The organism is Lentilactobacillus hilgardii (assembly GCF_009832765.1).
Classification (GTDB): domain Bacteria; phylum Bacillota; class Bacilli; order Lactobacillales; family Lactobacillaceae; genus Lentilactobacillus; species Lentilactobacillus hilgardii.
On sequence record NZ_CP047121.1, the window covers coordinates 228,415 to 245,863 of the forward strand.

The following is a 17,449-nucleotide window of genomic DNA, read 5'->3' on the forward strand; positions in this document are numbered from 1 at the left end:
AAAGGTTCTGTAGTGCAAACCGAGAGTTTAAAAGTCTCGGTTCACACTACAGAACCTTTCATTTTAGAAACAGCATGTAATAACTGACTGCGGATAACTGCCTGCGCAGTATTGACTTTTCCGTCCTTAATCCAGTTCAGAACCCGTTTTAAAGGAACTAAGTGACTATTTACAAATTCATCCGCATCAAAATGTTTTTGAACGCGTTTCGTTGGATCAAATTTAATGAGCATAAGATCTGCAAATTGATCCATGAAGCCCTCTGATGACGTAATTCGTGTCATCTTGGCAACGGATTCGGCTACGTAGCCGGTTTCTTCCTGCAGTTCACGTTTGGCGGCCTGTTCACTGGTTTCACCAGGGTTAACAATGCCAGCCGGTACTGATACGGAATCACTGTTAACACCAGCACGATATTCGCTTGTCATCAAAATTTCTTCATCTTCGGTCATGGCCAAGATCGTAATAGTGGGGGCTGTTTTAATGAGATCACGTTCAACCTCTAGCCCATCAGGGGTTTGAATATGCAACTGATCAACTGAGAAAACCCGACCGGAATAAACGGTCTTTTTCTTGAGAATTTTTCCAGGACGATGCCATGTTTCAAACATTTTTCTACCTCCAAGTACTGACTATATTGATCATATCATAATTGTGGGTAAGAAATAATGATACCGAAATAGACTGAGCTCAAGCCCATCAGCAATAAAACCATCAAACAACTAATAACCAAAGACAATTCATGTGATTTCGTTATTAACATTGCTAGTTTGTACTTAACTAATACCTGGAGTTAAATCCAAGAGGATAATTCTCAAATAATTAATAACAATTTTTTGCAAAATTCTGTGCTTATTTGCAATAATATAATTCAATTTTTGTCAAAAAACGAAGCGATAAATTTATTTAAGGTTAAGTACCCAGCAGGTATACCAGACAATCTTTGATCAGATTTCTCGGAGCGTTCAGCAACTCGACAATCACTGAAATCAATTGATTGCCTAATTTTAAAAATGAATTCCATGAAGCTTATTTGAGTTACGCTTTTTAGAGATTAACGAGATTGAGATGGTGAAAACAAATAAATTTGCCGATTTAAAAAGATTATCGAAAGAACAAACGTAAACCCGGTATACAGACGATTCTAACTAACGTTTATTAGGTATGAATAATACAGGTTATTTATTTTTGTGTTGTCCCTTTTCCTTGGCTGGGCGAAAGAAGATCGCTAAGGTCATGCTGAAAGTAATAAGTAGGATCAGTGTGAACTCCCCTGCTGCAGCTCCAAAAGTTCCAATGACATTATTAGGATTTAAAGATTTTTGAAAATTAAAATTAAGAACCATTGAGAACACGTTTATCAACAAAAGTATAGTAAAAGAGATGATGGATAAAACTAATTTCCGATTTTTTTTAAAGGAATCCCAATTTGAATAATGAGAAAAGAAAACAAGTATATTAATAATTAGGCTTAAGGGGATTATTGATGCGTGAAATCCAAAAGGCCTGAACATATGAATGTAGGACAAAATTAAAAATAAAAAGTTTAAGTTATAGCAAACCCACAGAATATTTCCGTCTTTTTTTGTCTGTTTACCTTGGTCATCGAAATGTTCAATTACTTTGTTATCGTTTTTTAATAAGTCATCAATTTTAATTTCGAAAATTTCACTTAATCGAATCATAGCTCGAAAATCTGGAAAGTTGCGCCCGTTTTCCCAATTTGAAATTAACTTTCTGGAAACAAACATTTTTTCGGCTAATTGTTTTTGAGTTAAGTTTTTTTCTTTGCGATATTGTTTTATTTTTTTTGATAGTTCAGTCATAATTATTACCTTCATAATCAATAATTTTGTGTCATGAAATTTTGAACATATAATTTTGCTCTTCATTATGCAAACTTTAACCGAAAACCGATAACTTCAAAACTCATAAATCGCTTTCTATTTGTCTAAGTAGTGTAGCAAAACCTTTGATATTGGTGTCTAAGGATTCTGGCTAAAGAAAAACAAAATTATGCGATATAGTATTGTCAACATCAAATGGGAGGAATAAATAATAATTATGTTAAAAAACTCGTCACCACCAAACTTCTATTTTAATTAGATTAATTTAGTTAGGCAGTTTAGTTTTTCATAATGTATGAAGTTTCTAATTTTAGAGATTGAAATAAAAAGGAGAAGGATCATGAAAGACAATTTTAAGAATTTAAATAGTTATAAGAAACTCGATGTTAACTCACTTAATTTAATTGAAGGAGGAAATTCAGTGGCTTCTCAAGTCTCAGATATTTTTAGTCGCTTTAAAAGAGCCTTTTCGGGTAGTTTTGTGTATAAAGTATCAGGTAGAAATCAGTTTTAGCGCTTTAATAACATTATTAGTCATTTATGGCAGGGCGGAAACAGACGGCCAATGTCACACTAATAGTAATAAATAAAATTAAGGTAAACTCGCCACTTGATGATCCAAGAATCACGATAGCATCACCAGGAATCAAAGTTTTTTGAAAATTAACATTAAATATCATGGTAGTGGAGTTTAAGACTAAAAATAGAAAAAAAACAACAATAAGTCTATTTAGTTGTTCTCTCTTTTTAAAGAATTTCCAATTTGAATATTGTGAAAAGAAAATAATCATATTACCAATTAAGGATAAAGGAATTAACGAATTGTGGAATCCAAAAGGCTTAAACATATGGATATAACTTAGAGTCAGTAAGAAGATATTTAGGTAATAACATACTTTCAAGATCGTTTTATCTCTTTTTACTTGCTTATCCTGTTTGTTAAAGTGTTCAATTACTTTGTTATCATTTTTTAGAAGGTCATCGACTTTAATTCCGAAAACTTTACTTAGTTGAATAATAGTTGAAAAGTTAGGAAAGCTACGGCCGTTTTCCCAACTTGAAACAGTTTTTCTAGAAATTGATAATTTCTCTGCTAGTCCGGCTTGAGTCAATCCCTTCGTTGTGCGATATTGTTTTATCTTATTTGCTAAGTTATCCATAGTTATCACTCCATGAAACAAGAATTAGTTTCTTATAAATTAATTATAAGCCATAACATTGCATTGTGTTGTGCTAATTATGGACAAATTAGATATTTTTATTGGTTTTATTAATTATATTTAAATAAAAATAAAGGAAGTGACGCTTATTATCAGTTACAAAAGGATTGATGATAATTCTCGAAGGATCTTAAGAAAAGCAGAATTAGCTAAAATTACTGGTGGTAGAAATAGAAAAAATAAAAAGAGCCTTGGCATGATTGCTTTATGAAAGAGTTTGAAAAACGTTCGGATAAATTTGGAGGAAATTACATGAATAAAGTAGATAAGGATTTATTATTAGTAACACCACTGGAACTTACCCAGATTTCTGGAGGTGCTTATAAGTCTGAGATTATTAAAATTCTGAAGGGACTTATCAATTCACCTATTGTCACACATGGGCCAGTGTCAGTCGGAAAATTATAAGAAACTGAAAGCTGATAAGTTAGCTTATCTAGAATTCAGCGTCATGAACTTTTGGGCGATCTCCATATTGATTCTTAATTGGGAGATCGCTTTTATGTAGGAGGGAATTTAGATGTTTAAAAAACGTTATTATGTTCATCAATTAGATGAAACGGATTGTGGTGCTGCGGCATTGGCAATGATTTTAAAATATTATCATTCAGATATTTCGATTGCGAAAATTCGTGGTGTAGCACAAACCGATAAGAGTGGCACAACCGCTTTAGGGTTAATAAATGCTGCCGAGCATTTTAAGTTAAAAACTCAAGCAATTAAAACTGATATTTCGTTTTTCAAGAGTAATGACCGCAAAGAAATACTAGTACCATTTATTGCTCACATTAATAAGAATCATGGTCTATTGCACTATGTAGTTGTTTTAAAAGTCCGAAAAGATGACTTAGTCATTGCTGATCCAGATCCCAGTATCGGAATCACTAAATTGACTTATACCGAATTCGCTAAGATATGGACTGGAATTGCAGTTTTTATGGCACCAGGACCAACTTACGTCAATATTAAAGATAATAATGATAGTTTGTGGCAAACAGCTAAGCTTCTGTTGAAACAAAAACAAATTATTGCAACAGTTGTTATATCGACATTTTTATCGACGTTCATTACAATTGTTGGAGCCCTCTTTCTACAAAAAATTGTTGATTCCTATGTTATTGATGGTATGACAACAACTCTAACAACAGCGGCAATTTGTCTTTTTTTTGCTTATGTTTTCCATGGAATCTTTAACTATTTCCAAGGTTATTTATCAACAATCCTTGGTCAACGCCTTTCGATTGATGTTTTGCTAAGCTATATTCTCCATCTATTCAAGTTACCGGTATCTTTCTTTGAGACTAGGAAGACTGGCGAGATAACTTCTAGATTTTCAGACGCTAACAATATTATTTTAACGTTAGCGAGAACGGCTATTTCTACATTGCTTAACTTTGGAACCATTATTGTGATTGGAATTGTATTAATGGTAATTAGTATGAAACTTTTCTTGTTATCAATGATTTCAGTTCCAATTTATGCTGCAATTATTTTCTCATTCTATAAACTCTTTGAGAAATGGAATAACGAAAGTATGGAACAAAACGCATTACTTAGTTCTCAGATGATTGAAGATCTACATGGAATTGAGTCAATTAAATCCTTAAACATTGAAAATAAAATGTACGATACAATTGACACAAGATTCGTTAAGACTTTAAAAGCCGATTATGCTTACAGCATTGCCAGCGTCACTCAAGCGGCATTGAAAGATGTAGCTGAATTAGTGATCACGTTGGCAATTCTTTACTTTGGATCACTAATGGCCATCAAAGGTCAAATCTCCTTGGGGCAATTGGTTGCTTTTAATTCCCTGATGGGCTATTTTTTAGGCCCAGTTGAAGCGATCATTAATTTACAAAATGATCTTCAAAATGCCAAGGTGGCTAATAAGCGGCTTAACCAGGTTCTACTGGCACCTGTGGAAGAAAAACAAAAATGTCCGATGGCCTTGAGGGAGAATGATCTAGCTGATCAAACCGAGTTTTCAAAGGTTTCTTTCGAGTATAAGTATGGACAATCAATTTTAAAGAATATTAATTTAAAAATTAAACGTAATGAATCCGTGGCAATTGTTGGATTTAGCGGTTCTGGAAAGACAACACTGGCCAAGTTATTAGTTAACTTTTACAAGCCAATTACCGGAAAAGTGTTGATCAATGGACAAGATATTAGGTTTGTAACCCAAAAGGACCTCAGAAATTATGTCACTTATTTACCACAAACGCCTTTTATTTTTTCGGGTTCGGTTATTGAGAACATTGCCTTAGGATTACGTAAGACACCTAATATGGAAACCATTATTAGAGCAGCAAAGTTAGCTGAAATTCATAAAGATATTGAAAAATTGCCCAACGGTTATATGACGAATTTGTCGGAAAATTCAGGGCTATCCGGCGGTCAAATGCAGCGAATTGCAGTAGCTAGGGCAATTATCAGCGATGCACCAGTGATGATTTTTGATGAATCAACTAGTAATTTAGATTTATTAACCGAAAAAAGAATTTTAAATAATTTAATGGGGATAAAGAATAAGACGCTGATCTTTATTGCTCATCGTCTGGAAGTAGCTCGAAAAGCGGATCGGATTATTGTAATGAATGATGGTCAAATCATTGAAAATGGAACGCATAAAGATCTGATTAATGAACATGGTAACTATTATCAATTGCTGCAGGAGGCCTAGCTTATGAAAAACAGTGTTTTAGAAAGTACGGAATACTACTATCATCGATATACTCCGGTTTGTATGTTGATTGTCCTACCAATATTCTTGTTTCTTGTAGGGCTAGTTCTGTTAAGTAGTTATTTAAGAATGGATGTAACTGTAGCCGGGGCGGGAGTATACGGGCAAACGTCTCAACGGACAACCAGGACAGAACCAATAAAAAACAGTGTTTATGGTTTAGTCAATGAAAAAGATATTTCTGAACTAAAGAATTCCCAGGAAGCCAGATTTACCATTCAAGGAAATCGTAAATTAGCATCCGCTATCAAAGGAAAAATTGTCAAAATCAGTGGTAGTCCCCAAATTATCCATAGCCAGACCTATTATGGCATAGTGGTTAAGCTTAATAGTTCAAATAAAGAAATTAATTTATTAAAAACCGGTATGAATGGCAAACTATCGGTGGTAACCGGAACGGAAACTTATTTTCAATACTTAAAAGACAATATTTGATGTCTAAGGATTGTAGCAAATCCTATTGTATCAGTGTCTATTGCTGCTAGCTAGTCTTCTTGGCAGGTTGGAGAGATACTGTGACTGTCAATTAGTTTTCGCAAGATTTTCTAGATTTTGTCAAAATTAATTATGACTTTTAAAGCTTAATTTTGTATTTACACTGTCTTGAAAAGAGGTGAGATTTGTATGAGTAGAAATAATTTAACTATTTTATCGACTCATAAATTAGTAAGTGTTATTGGGGGTCAGACTTTTCCAATTCCGAATAAGCCTTTTGGGGATCGATACCCAATTACAATTCAGCCAATTATTCGTAACGCCTATAGTTTTTAAAAAATCGTTCCATTGACAGAAGGTGATATGAAGAACGTTGAAGAGGTATATTTAAGCAGTTTAGGCACATTTTAAAGATGCTTCGTTGGTTTACAGGTGAAAAAGGAAAGGAAGAATATATTATTATGAACAAATTAAGCAAGTTTTCTAAAGTTACAGACAAAGATTTATCACGGATTAATGGTGGTGGAGTTTGGTGGACTGTAATCACCACTATTGGCAAGGTTGGTTATTCAGCTTATAAAGATCGAAATGACATTAAGTCAGGGTTTAATAAAGGATTTAAGAAGCCTTAACTTAAAATTATTATTATTATCTGAAAATTGAAAGGAGTAGGTTATATTGAAAAATATTAAAGTGGTTAAGGATTTGGATTTAAAGGCCGTTACTGGTGGGGATTGGGCATCGCCATTTTGGAATTCTTGGGGATATACACAAGGTAAAAAGGCTACGTGGAATTTAAAGCATCCGTTTGTCCGATTTTAGGTGGGATTTAAATGGCAAAAGTAAATAAAAAATTTTATCTTAGTTTAGATTTTTGGGTATGCTTAATTGTTTTTGTAACTAGTGTGAGTGCAGCTGTACACGTTGATTTAGATAGTGTGAATTGGTATGTAGAAACTGTTTTTTCACTGCTTGGATTAGCAGGAATGGTTTACACTTTGTTCTTTAAAAAGAGAAGCGATTACAAATAATTTTTCTGTTGGAATCTTTTGAGACAAAGATCATTTTATCCTGAATAATGTCTACTTTTAAAATCCCGTAAAATCAGTTTAAAAAAACGCTGATTTTACGGGATTTTTACTTTTGGGTAGGAACGTTATAATATAAATTTTTGACTATTGTCCCAGCCTTTTTTTAGATCATTTTTGACCGCTGATTGAGTTTAAGTAATTGTTGATCTGTGCTCAATTTAAGCTTTGTATGAGGTCAATAAGAACATTCATACGAAAAGCGGCTATTGATCAGCTTGTCATCTTAATACCCAGAATACTGATAAGTAGTAGGATGACGAACATCCACGTCAGCATAGAGAGCTTGTCCCCAAACAGAATAATGCCTGCGATGACTGTTCCAACAGCGCCTATACCAGTCCAAACCGGATAAGCGATCCCAATTGGCAAAGACTTGGTGGCGTGTGCCAGTAATAAGAAACTAATAACCATGCCAACAATTGTGACGAGTGTCCAATCCAATTTAGTAAATCCGTGACTGAATTTCATTGAAATCGCCCAAACAACCTCAAATAAGCCAGCAATAATTAATGTTACCCAATTCATAAAAAGTCCTCCTTGTGGTCAAAAAAAGTACCCCTCCTCAATTCCTTCTTAGACCTAATGGAATTGGAAAGCGTACCTGAAAAGTTGCTACCCGGTGGCAGTCGTGTTTAATTACTATATAGAATATCACATCTGGGATTACTTGCCAATTAGTTAGTGATATCATGAGTGAGTTACTGTTTTCTAAGTTGGTCGTTAATGGCTTCTACTTCCCTTTTAGCAATTCGTCTCATTGTTGTGTAAATAATAAAGTAGACGACTAGAAAAATAATGGTGAAACTGACGATTTGGGGGGAGCTGAGGGGAAACCAACCGCTTAAGATGGCCAGCGGCAGGAAGCCAAAATATGTTATCAGTAGATGGATAATGGTCATCTTGGCAATACTCCAATCAGTATTGGAAAAAATCATTGAGCTTAAAGAGAAAATTGTGCCAATTAATGACCAAATCACAACCGATACAGCCGTTGCGGTCAGTGAACCGTTAAAATGTGAAACAAAGGCAGGTGAAGAAGGATAATACTGAGTTGCGCCGTTTAATGCTGAGAATATCAGGGATAATATCATGCCGACGAAAGTACCGACAACGATGCCGGTCATGATTCGATTAATTACTTTTTTCATAATATACGCTCCTTAATGGCTTTTAAATAACGTCTGGACGAACTGGTTTGATAATGATTTCTGAAATGAATTAAAATAATACCACTCTTTGAGATTTCGAACTCCTGAACATAATTCAAGTTAATGATTTCGGTATTTGAGATTCGAATAAATTGCTTGGGAAGCTTTTCTTGGAGCGTGTATAGCCTATCATTAATTTTGATAGGTTGGGATAATGACACGTTGTTAACATAAACGCTTTTCTGGCTGGTAAAGAACGAAAAGCAGTCGGATAAATGAAGCAGACGATTTTTCCCATTTTCTTTACCAATCACTGTTTGATCATGATTTTCAATATAGGCAATAATTTGATTGATTTGTTCATTTCGTTTTTTAAACCCTAGTAAAACAGTATTTGGTTTTAAATCATTAATAATTTTCATTTCAACTTCCACATTTGCTCACCTCCTGATATTGATAGTAATGGTCATGGCTATTTTTGGAAATATTTTTAAGATAAGTGGTCGTGATTGGATGATCATCGGTCATTCTATTCTTCAAAATAAAATTAAGGATAGAGTAGAAAAAAGCCAAGACGAGTGTGACTCATCTTGGCTTCGATTCTCCCTGTAAGAATTAGTGCTTTAAAACGCGAACTCTAAATACGGCATCAATTTTACTCAATGTATCAATTAATTTATTATCTTCCTCGTTCTTTAGGTTATCAAGGTCGATCATTGTGTAGGCAACATCTTTTCTAGCGGCGTTACTCATGCTTTCGATGTTGATGCCGGCGTTTGCTAATGCAGTAGCAATTTGGCCAACCATGTTGGGGATATTCTTATGGATGAGGGTAATTCGGTATGGTGCTTGAAATGGCACCTGAAGATTTGGCAGGTTAACGGAGTTTTGAATGTTCCCGGTTTCCAAGTAAGTCATGATCGTGCGGGCGCCCTGTGTGGCACCATTAACTTCGGCTTCATCGGTGGAGCCGCCAATGTGAGGTGTGACAACAACGTCATCCCGGTTTAATAAAATATCTTCACCAAAATCAGTCATATATGTTTGTAGATGGTGTGCATCTAGCGCCTCAACGGCTGCCTGATTATCAACAATTCCGCCTCGGGAGTAGTTGAAGAGGTGAACGCCATCTTTCATAACGGCTAATTGTTCTTTACCGATTAGGCCAGTTGTTTCTTCATTCTTTGGTACGTGAACCGTTACATAGTCGGCATCCTTTAACGCCTCATCCAAAGTTCGTGCACGGGTAATAGTGGTAGAAATATGCCATGCAGCATCTGAAGATAAGTAGGGGTCATAGCCAATGACGTTCATGCCCAAAGCACTGGCTGCGTTGGCGACCAATGAGCCAACATGACCAACACCAACGACAGCTAATGTTTTACCTGTTAGTTCGGACCCTTTAAATTTAGTCTTGTCGTGCTCAGTCCGTAACGAAATATCTGCACCACTGTTATGAGCTGAGTAGGCAGCGGCATCAAAAAGGTTTCTGGAACTGGCAACCAGTAGTGAGATAATCAGTTCCTTAACAGCGTTGGCGTTACTGCCCGGGGTGTTAAAAACGGCGATACCGTTCTTCGTTGCTCTATCTAAAGGAATGTTGTTAAAGCCGGCACCTGCACGGGCAATAATTTTAAGACTTTTTGGAAAAGATTCATCATGTAAATTAACCGATCGAATCAGGTACGCATCTGCGTCTTTAGTCTTATTTATTTGGTATTGATCGTTAAATTGATCTAATCCTGCTTGAGCAATTGCATTATATGTTTTTATTTGATACATTCTAAATTCCTCCTAATGTTGTTTTTCAAAATTGTGTAAGAAGTCGACTAAGGCTTGAACACCTTCCAGGGGCATGGCGTTGTATAGGCTGGCCCTCAAGCCGCCAACACTCCTATGGCCCTTTAAGTTCTTCAGTCCTGCCTGATCGGCTGCAGAAATAACTTGTTTGTCCAAATCAGGATCATCGGTTTTAAATGGGATATTTGTTAAGGAACGATCGGATTTTTTAATATTATTATGGAATAATTTTGAGTTGTCCAGAAAGTCATAAAGAAGAGACGACTTTTTTTGGTTAAGTGCTTCAATGCCGGCAATACCGCCTTGCTGCTTTAACCATTTAAGAACTAATCCGGTGGCATAGATGGCAAATACAGGGGGTGTATTAAACATTGAGTTCTTCTTGATGAATAGTTCATAATTTAAAATACTTGGAATATGATCAACGTGCTTCACCAAGTCGTCACGAACGATAACAACCGTTACACCGGCGGGACCCAAATTTTTTTGGACGCCACCGAAGATTAACCCAAAATCTGTGACGTTATATTCCTCAGCCATAAAGTTTGATGATAAATCTCCGACTAATGTGACATCGCCATGTTCCGGAAGTGTATGGTAAGCAGTTCCTTCAATGGTATTGTTAGTTGTGATATGAAGGTAATCGTAGTCACTGCTTGAAATAGCGTGTGGCATGTGCGGTAATTCCTGATAATGCTTATCTTTTGTAGAATCAAGGACATCAACGTCTACACCGAGATTAGCTGCTTCATCACCGGCTCTGGTTGCCCAGTGGCCACTATCTAAGAGGGCAATTTTTTTATGGGTGGTAGCCAGGTTCATCGGGACAGCTGCAAACTGACCGGTACCGCCACCTTGGAAGAATAAAATATGATAATTATCAGGAACATGCATCAGGTCTTTAATATCCTGCTTTGCGGTATTAATGATATCGTCGAACATTTGGGAACGGTGAGAAATTTCGAGAATACTCATTCCGGAACCTTGAAGTGAAGGCAATTCCTCCTGAATTTGTTTGATGACCGGGTCTGGAAGCGTTGCCGGACCTGCTGCAAAATTATATACCGTCATGTGCGAAAACTCCCTTTCAAAAAAATATAGCCCTCACAGTTAGCTTGAACAATACTGTGAGGGCTGGTAATGCTTTTTTTATGGCCTCACAGTGATGTTGAAGTTCATCTATGTGAGGCCTTTTGCTAGTTAATTCATATCAAAAGATGGCCTACACAGATGTCACTGTAGACCAGGAGGATGATGTAACTTGTTTGAAACTACCTAAGATAACATTCATTGGTAAGACCTCCATCTCTTTCTAATTAAAATCTAACAGAACGGTGAGAGAAATGCAACCTAATTTTTGGTAATAAGTAAATAAAATTTGCTTATTCAGGATTATTATTCGGGATTTGCAAATGAAAGTCACTTTGTATTTTTAATCAAATATGCGATAATATTCCAAAACAATGCGGAGGAATCTTAAATGACTGACTTTTATTTTGTGCGTCACGGCCAGACGTCGGCAAATGCTGCCGGCTTAAAGCAGGGAACTATAAATAATGATATGACATATTTAACGGAAACCGGAAAGAAACAAGCACAAACGGTGCACAAACAATTTGACATTTCGTTTGCAGATAGAATTGTTGCAAGCCCACTGCAACGGACAAAAGACACAGCAAACATTTTAAATCAGAGCGCACACTTACCGATAACCTATGACAAACGACTTCTCGAAATTTCATATGGTGAGTGGGACGGCTCAAAGAATACCGAGTTGGAAGATAAATATCCTGATGTCTTTGATCATGTTCTGGACGATGTATTACCATCATATGCATCAATTGCTCATGGTGAGACCTTTGACCATGTGATTGACCGGGTTGATCAATTTATGTCCGACATGGTAAAACAATACTCAAATCAAAGGCTCATCGTTGTGACGCACGGTTTTACAATCAAAGCAGCCGTTCTTGCTGCTTTGGGTCGACCAAAGAATCCGATGGTTGTTGAAGAACCGGATAATCTCAGCGTAACAAAAGTGACGCTGGCGTCTGAGACCAAAGCGTACTATCTTCGCTATTACAACAGGGTGGTTAATTCTAAATTTTAATATAGTTTGACAAGTGCTCATAATTCGGCTATATTAATGGCACTAAGTAACGAAGGAGGAAGTCATCTTGCAATTATCAGCTGCTAAACGAATGTGTTGTTCAATGTGTCCAGCTCAGATTAGCGCTGATGGTGGCTTCTTTGGTAAAAATTCATTTAGCAGATTCAATTAACCCCATGTTACGAGTGGGGAGGGCTGCATAATGACTACCAAGAGTGTCTCGATTTCAGTGTTAATGCTGAAACTGGGGGCACTTTTTGTTTACTTCGACTATTAAAATAAGGTGGCGGTTGTTTGAGTTCCGAATGTCAGATGCAAACTTTTAGAGAAGATTTTAATTTATTGGAGGGAAAAATATGCGTCAATTTAAATCAGCATTATTATTGGTCGTTGCAGGTGCTTTAGTGCTGACGCTTGCAGCATGTGGAAAATCATCAACAAAACAATCTTCATCGACAAAGAACCAAACGTTGAATTTGAGTACAACGGCACCGCTGGATACAATCGATATTTCAAAGTCATCCGGTTATGGTCAAACGGGAAACGTATTTGAAAGCTTTTATCGATTGGGTAGGAAGGGCAAGCCTACCGCTGGGCTGGCTAAGAGCAGCCATGTTTCAAAAGATGGCAAGACTTGGACATTTACGTTACGGAGTGCCAAATGGAGTAACGGTGATAAAATTACTGCGCAGGATTTTGTTTACTCGTGGCGACGAACTTTAAATCCCAAGACTAAATCGACTTATGCTTACCTGTTCAGCGGCATCAAAAATGCGGATGCTGTTAATGCCGGTAAAAAGTCACCAAATTTAGTTGGTATTTCGGCACCTGACAGTAAAACGGTTGTTATTAAATTAAACAAACCGATTGCCTATTTTAAAGTCTTAATGTCTTATCCGCTTTTTGGCCCCCAAAACCAAAAAGTTGTTGACAAGTATGGTAAGAAGTATGGGACCAAATCACAGTACATGGTTTATTCCGGACCCTTTAAAATTCAAAATTGGAACGGAACCGGTAACAAGTGGCAATTCGTGAAGAATAATCAATATTGGGATAAAAAGGTTGTCAAACTTCAAAAAATTAATTACACGGTAGTTGGCAGTCCGACAACCGGCTTGGAGCTGTACCAACAAGGAAAGCTTGATCTGACGCCACTTTCCAATCAACAGATTAAAAATTACCAAAACAGCTCACAGTTCAGGCAGTATCCATACTCATTTGTCGGCTATTTGCAATACAATTTCAAGGATAGTAACCGGATCAAGCGAGAGGCCTTTAACAACAAGAATATTCGTCTTGCAATGTCGTTGGCAATCGACCGTTCTGTTTTGACAAAGAAGGTTATGGGAAATGGTTCGAATACGCCTAAGGGATTTGTGGCTTCCGGACTAGCCAATGATCCAAAAACGGGCGAAGACTTCGCCAAACAACAATACGTTAAGGGAACTGTTGATTATAATACGAAATTAGCTAAACAATATTGGGAAAAAGGGTTAAAGCAAATTGGTCAAAAGAAATTGACGGTTTCTATTATGGGGGCCAATGATAGTTCGGATGATCCGGCAACCAGTGCCATTACGCAGTATCTAAAAGCTCAATACGCGAAAGTACTCCCTGGATTTGACCTTCAAATTCGAAATATCCCAAGTCAAAATGCCCAACAGAACGCTTTAAAAGGTGACTTCGATATTTATCTGTCTGGTTGGGGTGGCGACTTTAATGATCCAATCACGTTCCTTCAAATTCCGCAGACGAATACGTCTTATAATTACGGAAAATATTCGAATGCTAAATATGATGCATTGATTAAACGTGCTCAAAACCAGGATGCAAATAATGCAGACAAACGTTGGCAGGACCTGGTCCAAGCCATTCGACTCTTTAATAGTGATCAGGGTATGACTCCTCTGTATCAACAAGTGACTTCCTATTTACAAAGATCAAGCCTAAAGGATGTCATTCACAATACTGCCGGAACACAGTGGAGTTATAAATACGCTTATAAGAAATAATCTTTACAATTTACCATGATAGAAAACACCTTTCAATACAGTCGCTAAGACGTAATCGGCTGACCATATTGAAGGTGTTTTTATTTTACACTCTATAATTTTTGATTTTAATGGACCATCGTATAAATCCAATACATCAAGAATCCTAAGCACAAGCCCAGTGAACCATTAATTAAAATTTTAACGGAGCAGACAAACGTTTCGCGTTTAACCTGTTTATGCGTGAATAAAATCATCTGTTTAATGATGAATGGCAACGGGATGATAATGGCAATCAGAGCCGGTGGATAGACGCCAACATATATTGCGGCAAATACTAGGACGATTGCTAAAACATTCAGCAGATTCCAAATGGCTACCGAATTTTTAACCCCCAAATAATGAACGATAGTATGGCGCTTGTTCATTTCATCTTCGTGTGCATCACAAATGTTATTGGCAAACATGATATTTGCAATCCAAACAAATTCCGGAGACGCCGCAAGTAAAATTTCCAATAATAATTGACCATTCCACTGGAAAATCTGGTAGGAATTTATGTAAACTGAGATTAATGTAATCATGACACCCATTGTGAAGCCGGATGCCAGTTCGCCAAACGGTGTGCTGGAAATAGGAATTGGGCCGCCTGCGTAAAGCAATCCGATTAAAAAGCAGAAGATTCCCATCCAAAGTAAGGGCAAACCGACTTGAATAGTTAGATAAATGCCAAGAAAGGCCGCAATGCCAAACATTGTTGCCATCATGGTTTGGATAAGGTGAATTGAGAGATGTTCTCGCCCGATAATATTAGTCCCGATTTTATAGATCTCCTGATCCGAGTGTCGATAATCACTATAATTATCCCAGATGTCGACAAACATATTGAATAGGAACATGGCAATAAAAAACAAAGTGGCATCAACCGCATTAACTGAATTTAAAAAATACCAACTGAAAAATAGTCCCACAATGAATGGGAAAACACTCGCAGATTTAGCCTTGAATTCAACTAATTCTAAGAAATTTGCTAAACTCATTTAGAACCTCCATAATGTAATTAATTTGAGACAAGTTAAACGTTAGAAATTAAAACGCCATATACAGATTATATAACAAACAACCAGTAAGTGAGGAAACAAAAAATGACACAAACGAATAAGACGCCCGAACCTAAAGTTGAATCGCTTTTTAATAGGATTGCACCAAATTATGACAAAATGAACTCGTTGATTAGCCTTGGTAACCATAAACGTTGGCGGGAAATTGCGATGCAGCGGTTAGATGTTCAACCCGGTAATTTTGCAATTGATGTGTGTTGTGGAACCGGTGATTGGACTATCTCATTAGCTAAGGCGGTTGGGCCGTCTGGACAAGTCATTGGACTTGATTTTAGCAAAGAAATGTTAAAAATTGCCAGTGAAAAAATAAAGGCAGCCGGTGTTCAAGACCGGGTGACTTTGGTTGAAGGAGATGCCATGCATCTTCCTTTTGATGATCGTAAATTTGACGTGGCAACAATTGGTTTTGGTTTGCGTAATGTTCCCGATGCTGACCAGGTGTTACGTGAAATGGTGCGGGTTGTGCGAACTAACGGCAAAATTGCATGCTTGGAGACTTCCCAGCCCACTAATCCGGCCATAAAGATGGGGTGGAACGCCTATTTCAAGACGGTTCCCGTTATGGCAAAGTTTGCGGTCAACAAGTATCGTGAATATCATTATCTCCAGCGAACCACCAAGCAGTTTGTTTCAGCGGAAAAATTGGCTAAGATGTTTGAGGATGCGGGCATGCATAACGTCACTTATCGAACGTTTACAATGGGTGCGGCCGCCTTACATTTGGGACGCGCATAGGCAACTTAGTTAAAATCCCTAATATAAAGTTTTCTTCTCTTGTGATATAATTTGCGCAACCTTTCACACTTATTGTGTAACGGGAAATGTTAATGCGAAAGAGAAGATGATAAAAATGGCAAAAGAAGTTGCAACAAAGAATGCGCCTAATGCAGTTGGGCCATATTCACAAGCGGTACAGGTGGGAAATACACTATATTGTTCGGGACAGATTGGATTGGATCCGGCAACCGGGAAATTAGTTAGTGCCAACGTTGTGGATCAAACAACCCAGGCATTACATAATCTTCAAGAGGTTGTGAAAACAGCTGGTTTTAAGCTTGACGACGTTGTAAAAGTAACGGTCTTTATGGCCAACGTAGCCGATTTTAGTGAGATTAATAAGATCTATGATCAGTTCTTTGGTAACGCCAAGGTACTACCGGCACGTTCAGCAGTCGGCATTGCCGGTTTACCGCTTGGCGCCCAGGTTGAAATTGAAGCGATTGCCTCAAAAAGTTAACTAGCTACAATAAAAAATCATCATCTCTGTTGATTAACAGAAATGGTGATTTCTTTGTCACGCTGGCTTTAGTCCTTTTAAAAGAAACTCGGTGGCTTCCCGACTCGCGTGCTCAATATCAACCGAACCATGTAATAAAGCGGCTGGAAGTACGTACCCCATCACTGTTGTTGCCACATAGCGGATAATGCGGTCAAGAGGCCAATCGACCAGTTGTTTTTCTTCTTGATAATGTTTAAGTGTCTGACCCAACGGTCCCACAATGAGGTTTTCAAATAGATGACTGAAACCTGTGGCAATCGCTTGATTGGTAATGACTTCATGAAGGATAATCCTTAATTGCGGCATACTATTAAGCGCAAAGACCATTCGATCCTTGATAATTGCATGGAGAAATTCTCCAAAACTCGGGTATGACGTATGAGTTACTTCATTTGTGAATTCTGTGGCGGCTTTTGGCATCACCTGCTGGATAAAAGGACCAATTATTGCGGTGAGAATCCCTTCTTTAGTTTTAAACTGTTTGTACACGGTTCCCTCGGAGACACCTGCCAGTTGTGCAATATCACTAGTGCTGGTGCGATCGAACCCCTTTTCCGAAAAAAGTTTGAGGCTTGCGTTAAGAACGGCTTTTTGTTTTTCGGTCAGTTTGAGTTCATTTAAACTTTCGGCGAATAATGCCTGAATATCACTATGAACCATA

At 37.2% G+C, this 17,449-nt stretch carries 22 protein-coding genes; 12 read left to right on the plus strand and 10 right to left on the minus strand.

Going from position 1 to position 17,449, the window contains the following annotated elements; all coding sequences use genetic code 11:
* Window positions 1–41: 41 nt before the first annotated feature.
* Complete coding sequence (locus GQR93_RS01040) at window positions 42–611, minus strand: NUDIX hydrolase (protein ID WP_003551425.1); 570 nt, start codon at window positions 609–611, stop codon at window positions 42–44.
* Window positions 612–1,178: 567 nt separating this feature from the next.
* Window positions 1,179–1,826, minus strand: coding sequence for a helix-turn-helix transcriptional regulator (locus tag GQR93_RS01045; protein ID WP_035444223.1), 648 nt, complete (start codon window positions 1,824–1,826; stop codon window positions 1,179–1,181).
* Between the two features lie 361 nt (window positions 1,827–2,187).
* On the opposite strand from GQR93_RS01045, the gene GQR93_RS01050 reads away from it, so the two are divergent.
* The gene (locus GQR93_RS01050) at window positions 2,188–2,361 is read left to right on the plus strand and encodes a hypothetical protein (RefSeq protein WP_155114970.1); all 174 of its coding nucleotides are present in this window, start codon (window positions 2,188–2,190) and stop codon (window positions 2,359–2,361) included.
* Window positions 2,362–2,377: 16 nt separating this feature from the next.
* Here the strand turns inward: GQR93_RS01050 and GQR93_RS01055 are convergent, their stop codons facing one another.
* Window positions 2,378–3,007, minus strand: coding sequence for a helix-turn-helix transcriptional regulator (locus GQR93_RS01055; RefSeq protein ID WP_003551433.1), 630 nt, complete (start codon window positions 3,005–3,007; stop codon window positions 2,378–2,380).
* 312 nt (window positions 3,008–3,319) lie between these two features.
* Between GQR93_RS01055 and GQR93_RS01060 the strand changes: the two genes are divergently transcribed.
* From GQR93_RS01060 to GQR93_RS01090, 7 genes are all read left to right on the plus strand, one after another.
* Entirely contained in the window at window positions 3,320–3,475 is a 156-nt protein-coding gene (locus tag GQR93_RS01060; protein WP_159298618.1) for a hypothetical protein, read from the plus strand.
* A 112-nt stretch (window positions 3,476–3,587) separates the two neighbouring features.
* On the plus strand, window positions 3,588–5,753 hold the full coding sequence (locus tag GQR93_RS01065; protein WP_003551455.1) for a peptide cleavage/export ABC transporter: 2,166 nt from the start codon (window positions 3,588–3,590) through the stop codon (window positions 5,751–5,753).
* Window positions 5,754–5,756: 3 nt separating this feature from the next.
* A complete protein-coding gene (locus tag GQR93_RS01070; RefSeq protein WP_035444224.1) occupies window positions 5,757–6,248 on the plus strand; it encodes a hypothetical protein in 492 nt (163 codons plus the stop codon).
* Window positions 6,249–6,437: 189 nt separating this feature from the next.
* On the plus strand, window positions 6,438–6,584 hold the full coding sequence (locus GQR93_RS01075; protein WP_003551458.1) for a hypothetical protein: 147 nt from the start codon (window positions 6,438–6,440) through the stop codon (window positions 6,582–6,584).
* A gap of 125 nt (window positions 6,585–6,709) precedes the next feature.
* Window positions 6,710–6,880 carry a hypothetical protein gene (locus GQR93_RS01080; RefSeq protein WP_155114971.1) on the plus strand — a complete coding sequence of 57 codons (171 nt, stop codon included), beginning with the start codon at window positions 6,710–6,712 and terminating at the stop codon, window positions 6,878–6,880.
* A gap of 46 nt (window positions 6,881–6,926) precedes the next feature.
* Entirely contained in the window at window positions 6,927–7,070 is a 144-nt protein-coding gene (locus tag GQR93_RS01085; RefSeq protein WP_003551462.1) for a hypothetical protein, read from the plus strand.
* An 11-nt stretch (window positions 7,071–7,081) separates the two neighbouring features.
* Window positions 7,082–7,279: a hypothetical protein gene (locus GQR93_RS01090; protein ID WP_003551464.1), complete on the plus strand. Its 198-nt coding sequence runs from the start codon at window positions 7,082–7,084 to the stop codon at window positions 7,277–7,279.
* 270 nt (window positions 7,280–7,549) lie between these two features.
* Here GQR93_RS01090 and GQR93_RS01095 read toward each other — a convergent pair whose 3' ends face one another.
* The 5 genes from GQR93_RS01095 to serC form a co-directional block, all read right to left on the minus strand.
* Window positions 7,550–7,864: a DMT family transporter gene (locus tag GQR93_RS01095; protein ID WP_003551466.1), complete on the minus strand. Its 315-nt coding sequence runs from the start codon at window positions 7,862–7,864 to the stop codon at window positions 7,550–7,552.
* A 173-nt stretch (window positions 7,865–8,037) separates the two neighbouring features.
* The gene (locus GQR93_RS01100) at window positions 8,038–8,487 is read right to left on the minus strand and encodes a DUF3021 domain-containing protein (RefSeq protein WP_003551468.1); all 450 of its coding nucleotides are present in this window, start codon (window positions 8,485–8,487) and stop codon (window positions 8,038–8,040) included.
* Window positions 8,484–8,921, minus strand: a complete 438-nt coding sequence (locus tag GQR93_RS01105) for a LytTR family DNA-binding domain-containing protein (RefSeq protein ID WP_003551470.1) — start codon at window positions 8,919–8,921, stop codon at window positions 8,484–8,486. The genes GQR93_RS01100 and GQR93_RS01105 overlap by 4 nt, the downstream gene beginning before the upstream one ends.
* A 181-nt stretch (window positions 8,922–9,102) precedes the next feature.
* A complete protein-coding gene (locus GQR93_RS01110; protein ID WP_003551474.1) occupies window positions 9,103–10,269 on the minus strand; it encodes a phosphoglycerate dehydrogenase in 1,167 nt (388 codons plus the stop codon).
* Window positions 10,270–10,281: 12 nt separating this feature from the next.
* The gene (gene serC / locus GQR93_RS01115; protein WP_003551476.1) at window positions 10,282–11,358 is read right to left on the minus strand and encodes a 3-phosphoserine/phosphohydroxythreonine transaminase; all 1,077 of its coding nucleotides are present in this window, start codon (window positions 11,356–11,358) and stop codon (window positions 10,282–10,284) included.
* Window positions 11,359–11,767: 409 nt separating this feature from the next.
* Between serC and GQR93_RS01120 the strand changes: the two genes are divergently transcribed.
* Both GQR93_RS01120 and GQR93_RS01125 read left to right on the plus strand, forming a co-directional pair.
* Window positions 11,768–12,397 carry a histidine phosphatase family protein gene (locus GQR93_RS01120; protein WP_003551479.1) on the plus strand — a complete coding sequence of 210 codons (630 nt, stop codon included), beginning with the start codon at window positions 11,768–11,770 and terminating at the stop codon, window positions 12,395–12,397.
* Between the two features lie 356 nt (window positions 12,398–12,753).
* Entirely contained in the window at window positions 12,754–14,409 is a 1,656-nt protein-coding gene (locus GQR93_RS01125) for a peptide ABC transporter substrate-binding protein (protein ID WP_003551480.1), read from the plus strand.
* A 107-nt stretch (window positions 14,410–14,516) separates the two neighbouring features.
* On the opposite strand, the gene GQR93_RS01130 is transcribed toward GQR93_RS01125, so the two are convergent.
* Window positions 14,517–15,428: a 1,4-dihydroxy-2-naphthoate polyprenyltransferase gene (locus tag GQR93_RS01130; protein WP_003551481.1), complete on the minus strand. Its 912-nt coding sequence runs from the start codon at window positions 15,426–15,428 to the stop codon at window positions 14,517–14,519.
* Window positions 15,429–15,533: 105 nt separating this feature from the next.
* Between GQR93_RS01130 and GQR93_RS01135 the strand changes: the two genes are divergently transcribed.
* Window positions 15,534–16,244 (plus strand): demethylmenaquinone methyltransferase, encoded by a 711-nt coding sequence (locus GQR93_RS01135; protein ID WP_003551482.1) that lies wholly within the window; start codon window positions 15,534–15,536, stop codon window positions 16,242–16,244.
* Between the two features lie 106 nt (window positions 16,245–16,350).
* The gene (locus GQR93_RS01140) at window positions 16,351–16,746 is read left to right on the plus strand and encodes a RidA family protein (RefSeq protein ID WP_003551483.1); all 396 of its coding nucleotides are present in this window, start codon (window positions 16,351–16,353) and stop codon (window positions 16,744–16,746) included.
* A gap of 57 nt (window positions 16,747–16,803) precedes the next feature.
* Here GQR93_RS01140 and GQR93_RS01145 read toward each other — a convergent pair whose 3' ends face one another.
* Entirely contained in the window at window positions 16,804–17,448 is a 645-nt protein-coding gene (locus GQR93_RS01145; protein ID WP_003551484.1) for a TetR/AcrR family transcriptional regulator, read from the minus strand.
* Between the last annotated feature and the right edge of the window lies 1 nt (window position 17,449).

Excerpts from the sequence above, each read along its gene's own strand:
- GQR93_RS01090 (WP_003551464.1), top strand. The coding sequence starts at position 7,082 with ATGGCAAAAGTAAATAAAAAATTTTATCTTAGTTTAGATTTTTGGGTA.
- GQR93_RS01120 (WP_003551479.1), top strand. The coding sequence starts at position 11,768 with ATGACTGACTTTTATTTTGTGCGTCACGGCCAGACGTCGGCAAATGCT.
- GQR93_RS01100 (WP_003551468.1), bottom strand. The coding sequence starts at position 8,487 with ATGAAAAAAGTAATTAATCGAATCATGACCGGCATCGTTGTCGGTACT.
- GQR93_RS01145 (WP_003551484.1), bottom strand. The coding sequence starts at position 17,448 with ATGGTTCATAGTGATATTCAGGCATTATTCGCCGAAAGTTTAAATGAA.
- GQR93_RS01065 (WP_003551455.1), top strand. The coding sequence starts at position 3,588 with ATGTTTAAAAAACGTTATTATGTTCATCAATTAGATGAAACGGATTGT.
- GQR93_RS01055 (WP_003551433.1), bottom strand. The coding sequence starts at position 3,007 with ATGGATAACTTAGCAAATAAGATAAAACAATATCGCACAACGAAGGGA.
- serC (WP_003551476.1), bottom strand. The coding sequence starts at position 11,358 with ATGACGGTATATAATTTTGCAGCAGGTCCGGCAACGCTTCCAGACCCG.
- GQR93_RS01140 (WP_003551483.1), top strand. The coding sequence starts at position 16,351 with ATGATAAAAATGGCAAAAGAAGTTGCAACAAAGAATGCGCCTAATGCA.
- GQR93_RS01045 (WP_035444223.1), bottom strand. The coding sequence starts at position 1,826 with ATGACTGAACTATCAAAAAAAATAAAACAATATCGCAAAGAAAAAAAC.
- GQR93_RS01060 (WP_159298618.1), top strand. The coding sequence starts at position 3,320 with ATGAATAAAGTAGATAAGGATTTATTATTAGTAACACCACTGGAACTT.
- GQR93_RS01070 (WP_035444224.1), top strand. The coding sequence starts at position 5,757 with ATGAAAAACAGTGTTTTAGAAAGTACGGAATACTACTATCATCGATAT.
- GQR93_RS01050 (WP_155114970.1), top strand. The coding sequence starts at position 2,188 with ATGAAAGACAATTTTAAGAATTTAAATAGTTATAAGAAACTCGATGTT.
- GQR93_RS01080 (WP_155114971.1), top strand. The coding sequence starts at position 6,710 with ATGAACAAATTAAGCAAGTTTTCTAAAGTTACAGACAAAGATTTATCA.
- GQR93_RS01075 (WP_003551458.1), top strand. The coding sequence starts at position 6,438 with ATGAGTAGAAATAATTTAACTATTTTATCGACTCATAAATTAGTAAGT.
- GQR93_RS01135 (WP_003551482.1), top strand. The coding sequence starts at position 15,534 with ATGACACAAACGAATAAGACGCCCGAACCTAAAGTTGAATCGCTTTTT.
- GQR93_RS01095 (WP_003551466.1), bottom strand. The coding sequence starts at position 7,864 with ATGAATTGGGTAACATTAATTATTGCTGGCTTATTTGAGGTTGTTTGG.
- GQR93_RS01040 (WP_003551425.1), bottom strand. The coding sequence starts at position 611 with ATGTTTGAAACATGGCATCGTCCTGGAAAAATTCTCAAGAAAAAGACC.
- GQR93_RS01125 (WP_003551480.1), top strand. The coding sequence starts at position 12,754 with ATGCGTCAATTTAAATCAGCATTATTATTGGTCGTTGCAGGTGCTTTA.
- GQR93_RS01110 (WP_003551474.1), bottom strand. The coding sequence starts at position 10,269 with ATGTATCAAATAAAAACATATAATGCAATTGCTCAAGCAGGATTAGAT.
- GQR93_RS01130 (WP_003551481.1), bottom strand. The coding sequence starts at position 15,428 with ATGAGTTTAGCAAATTTCTTAGAATTAGTTGAATTCAAGGCTAAATCT.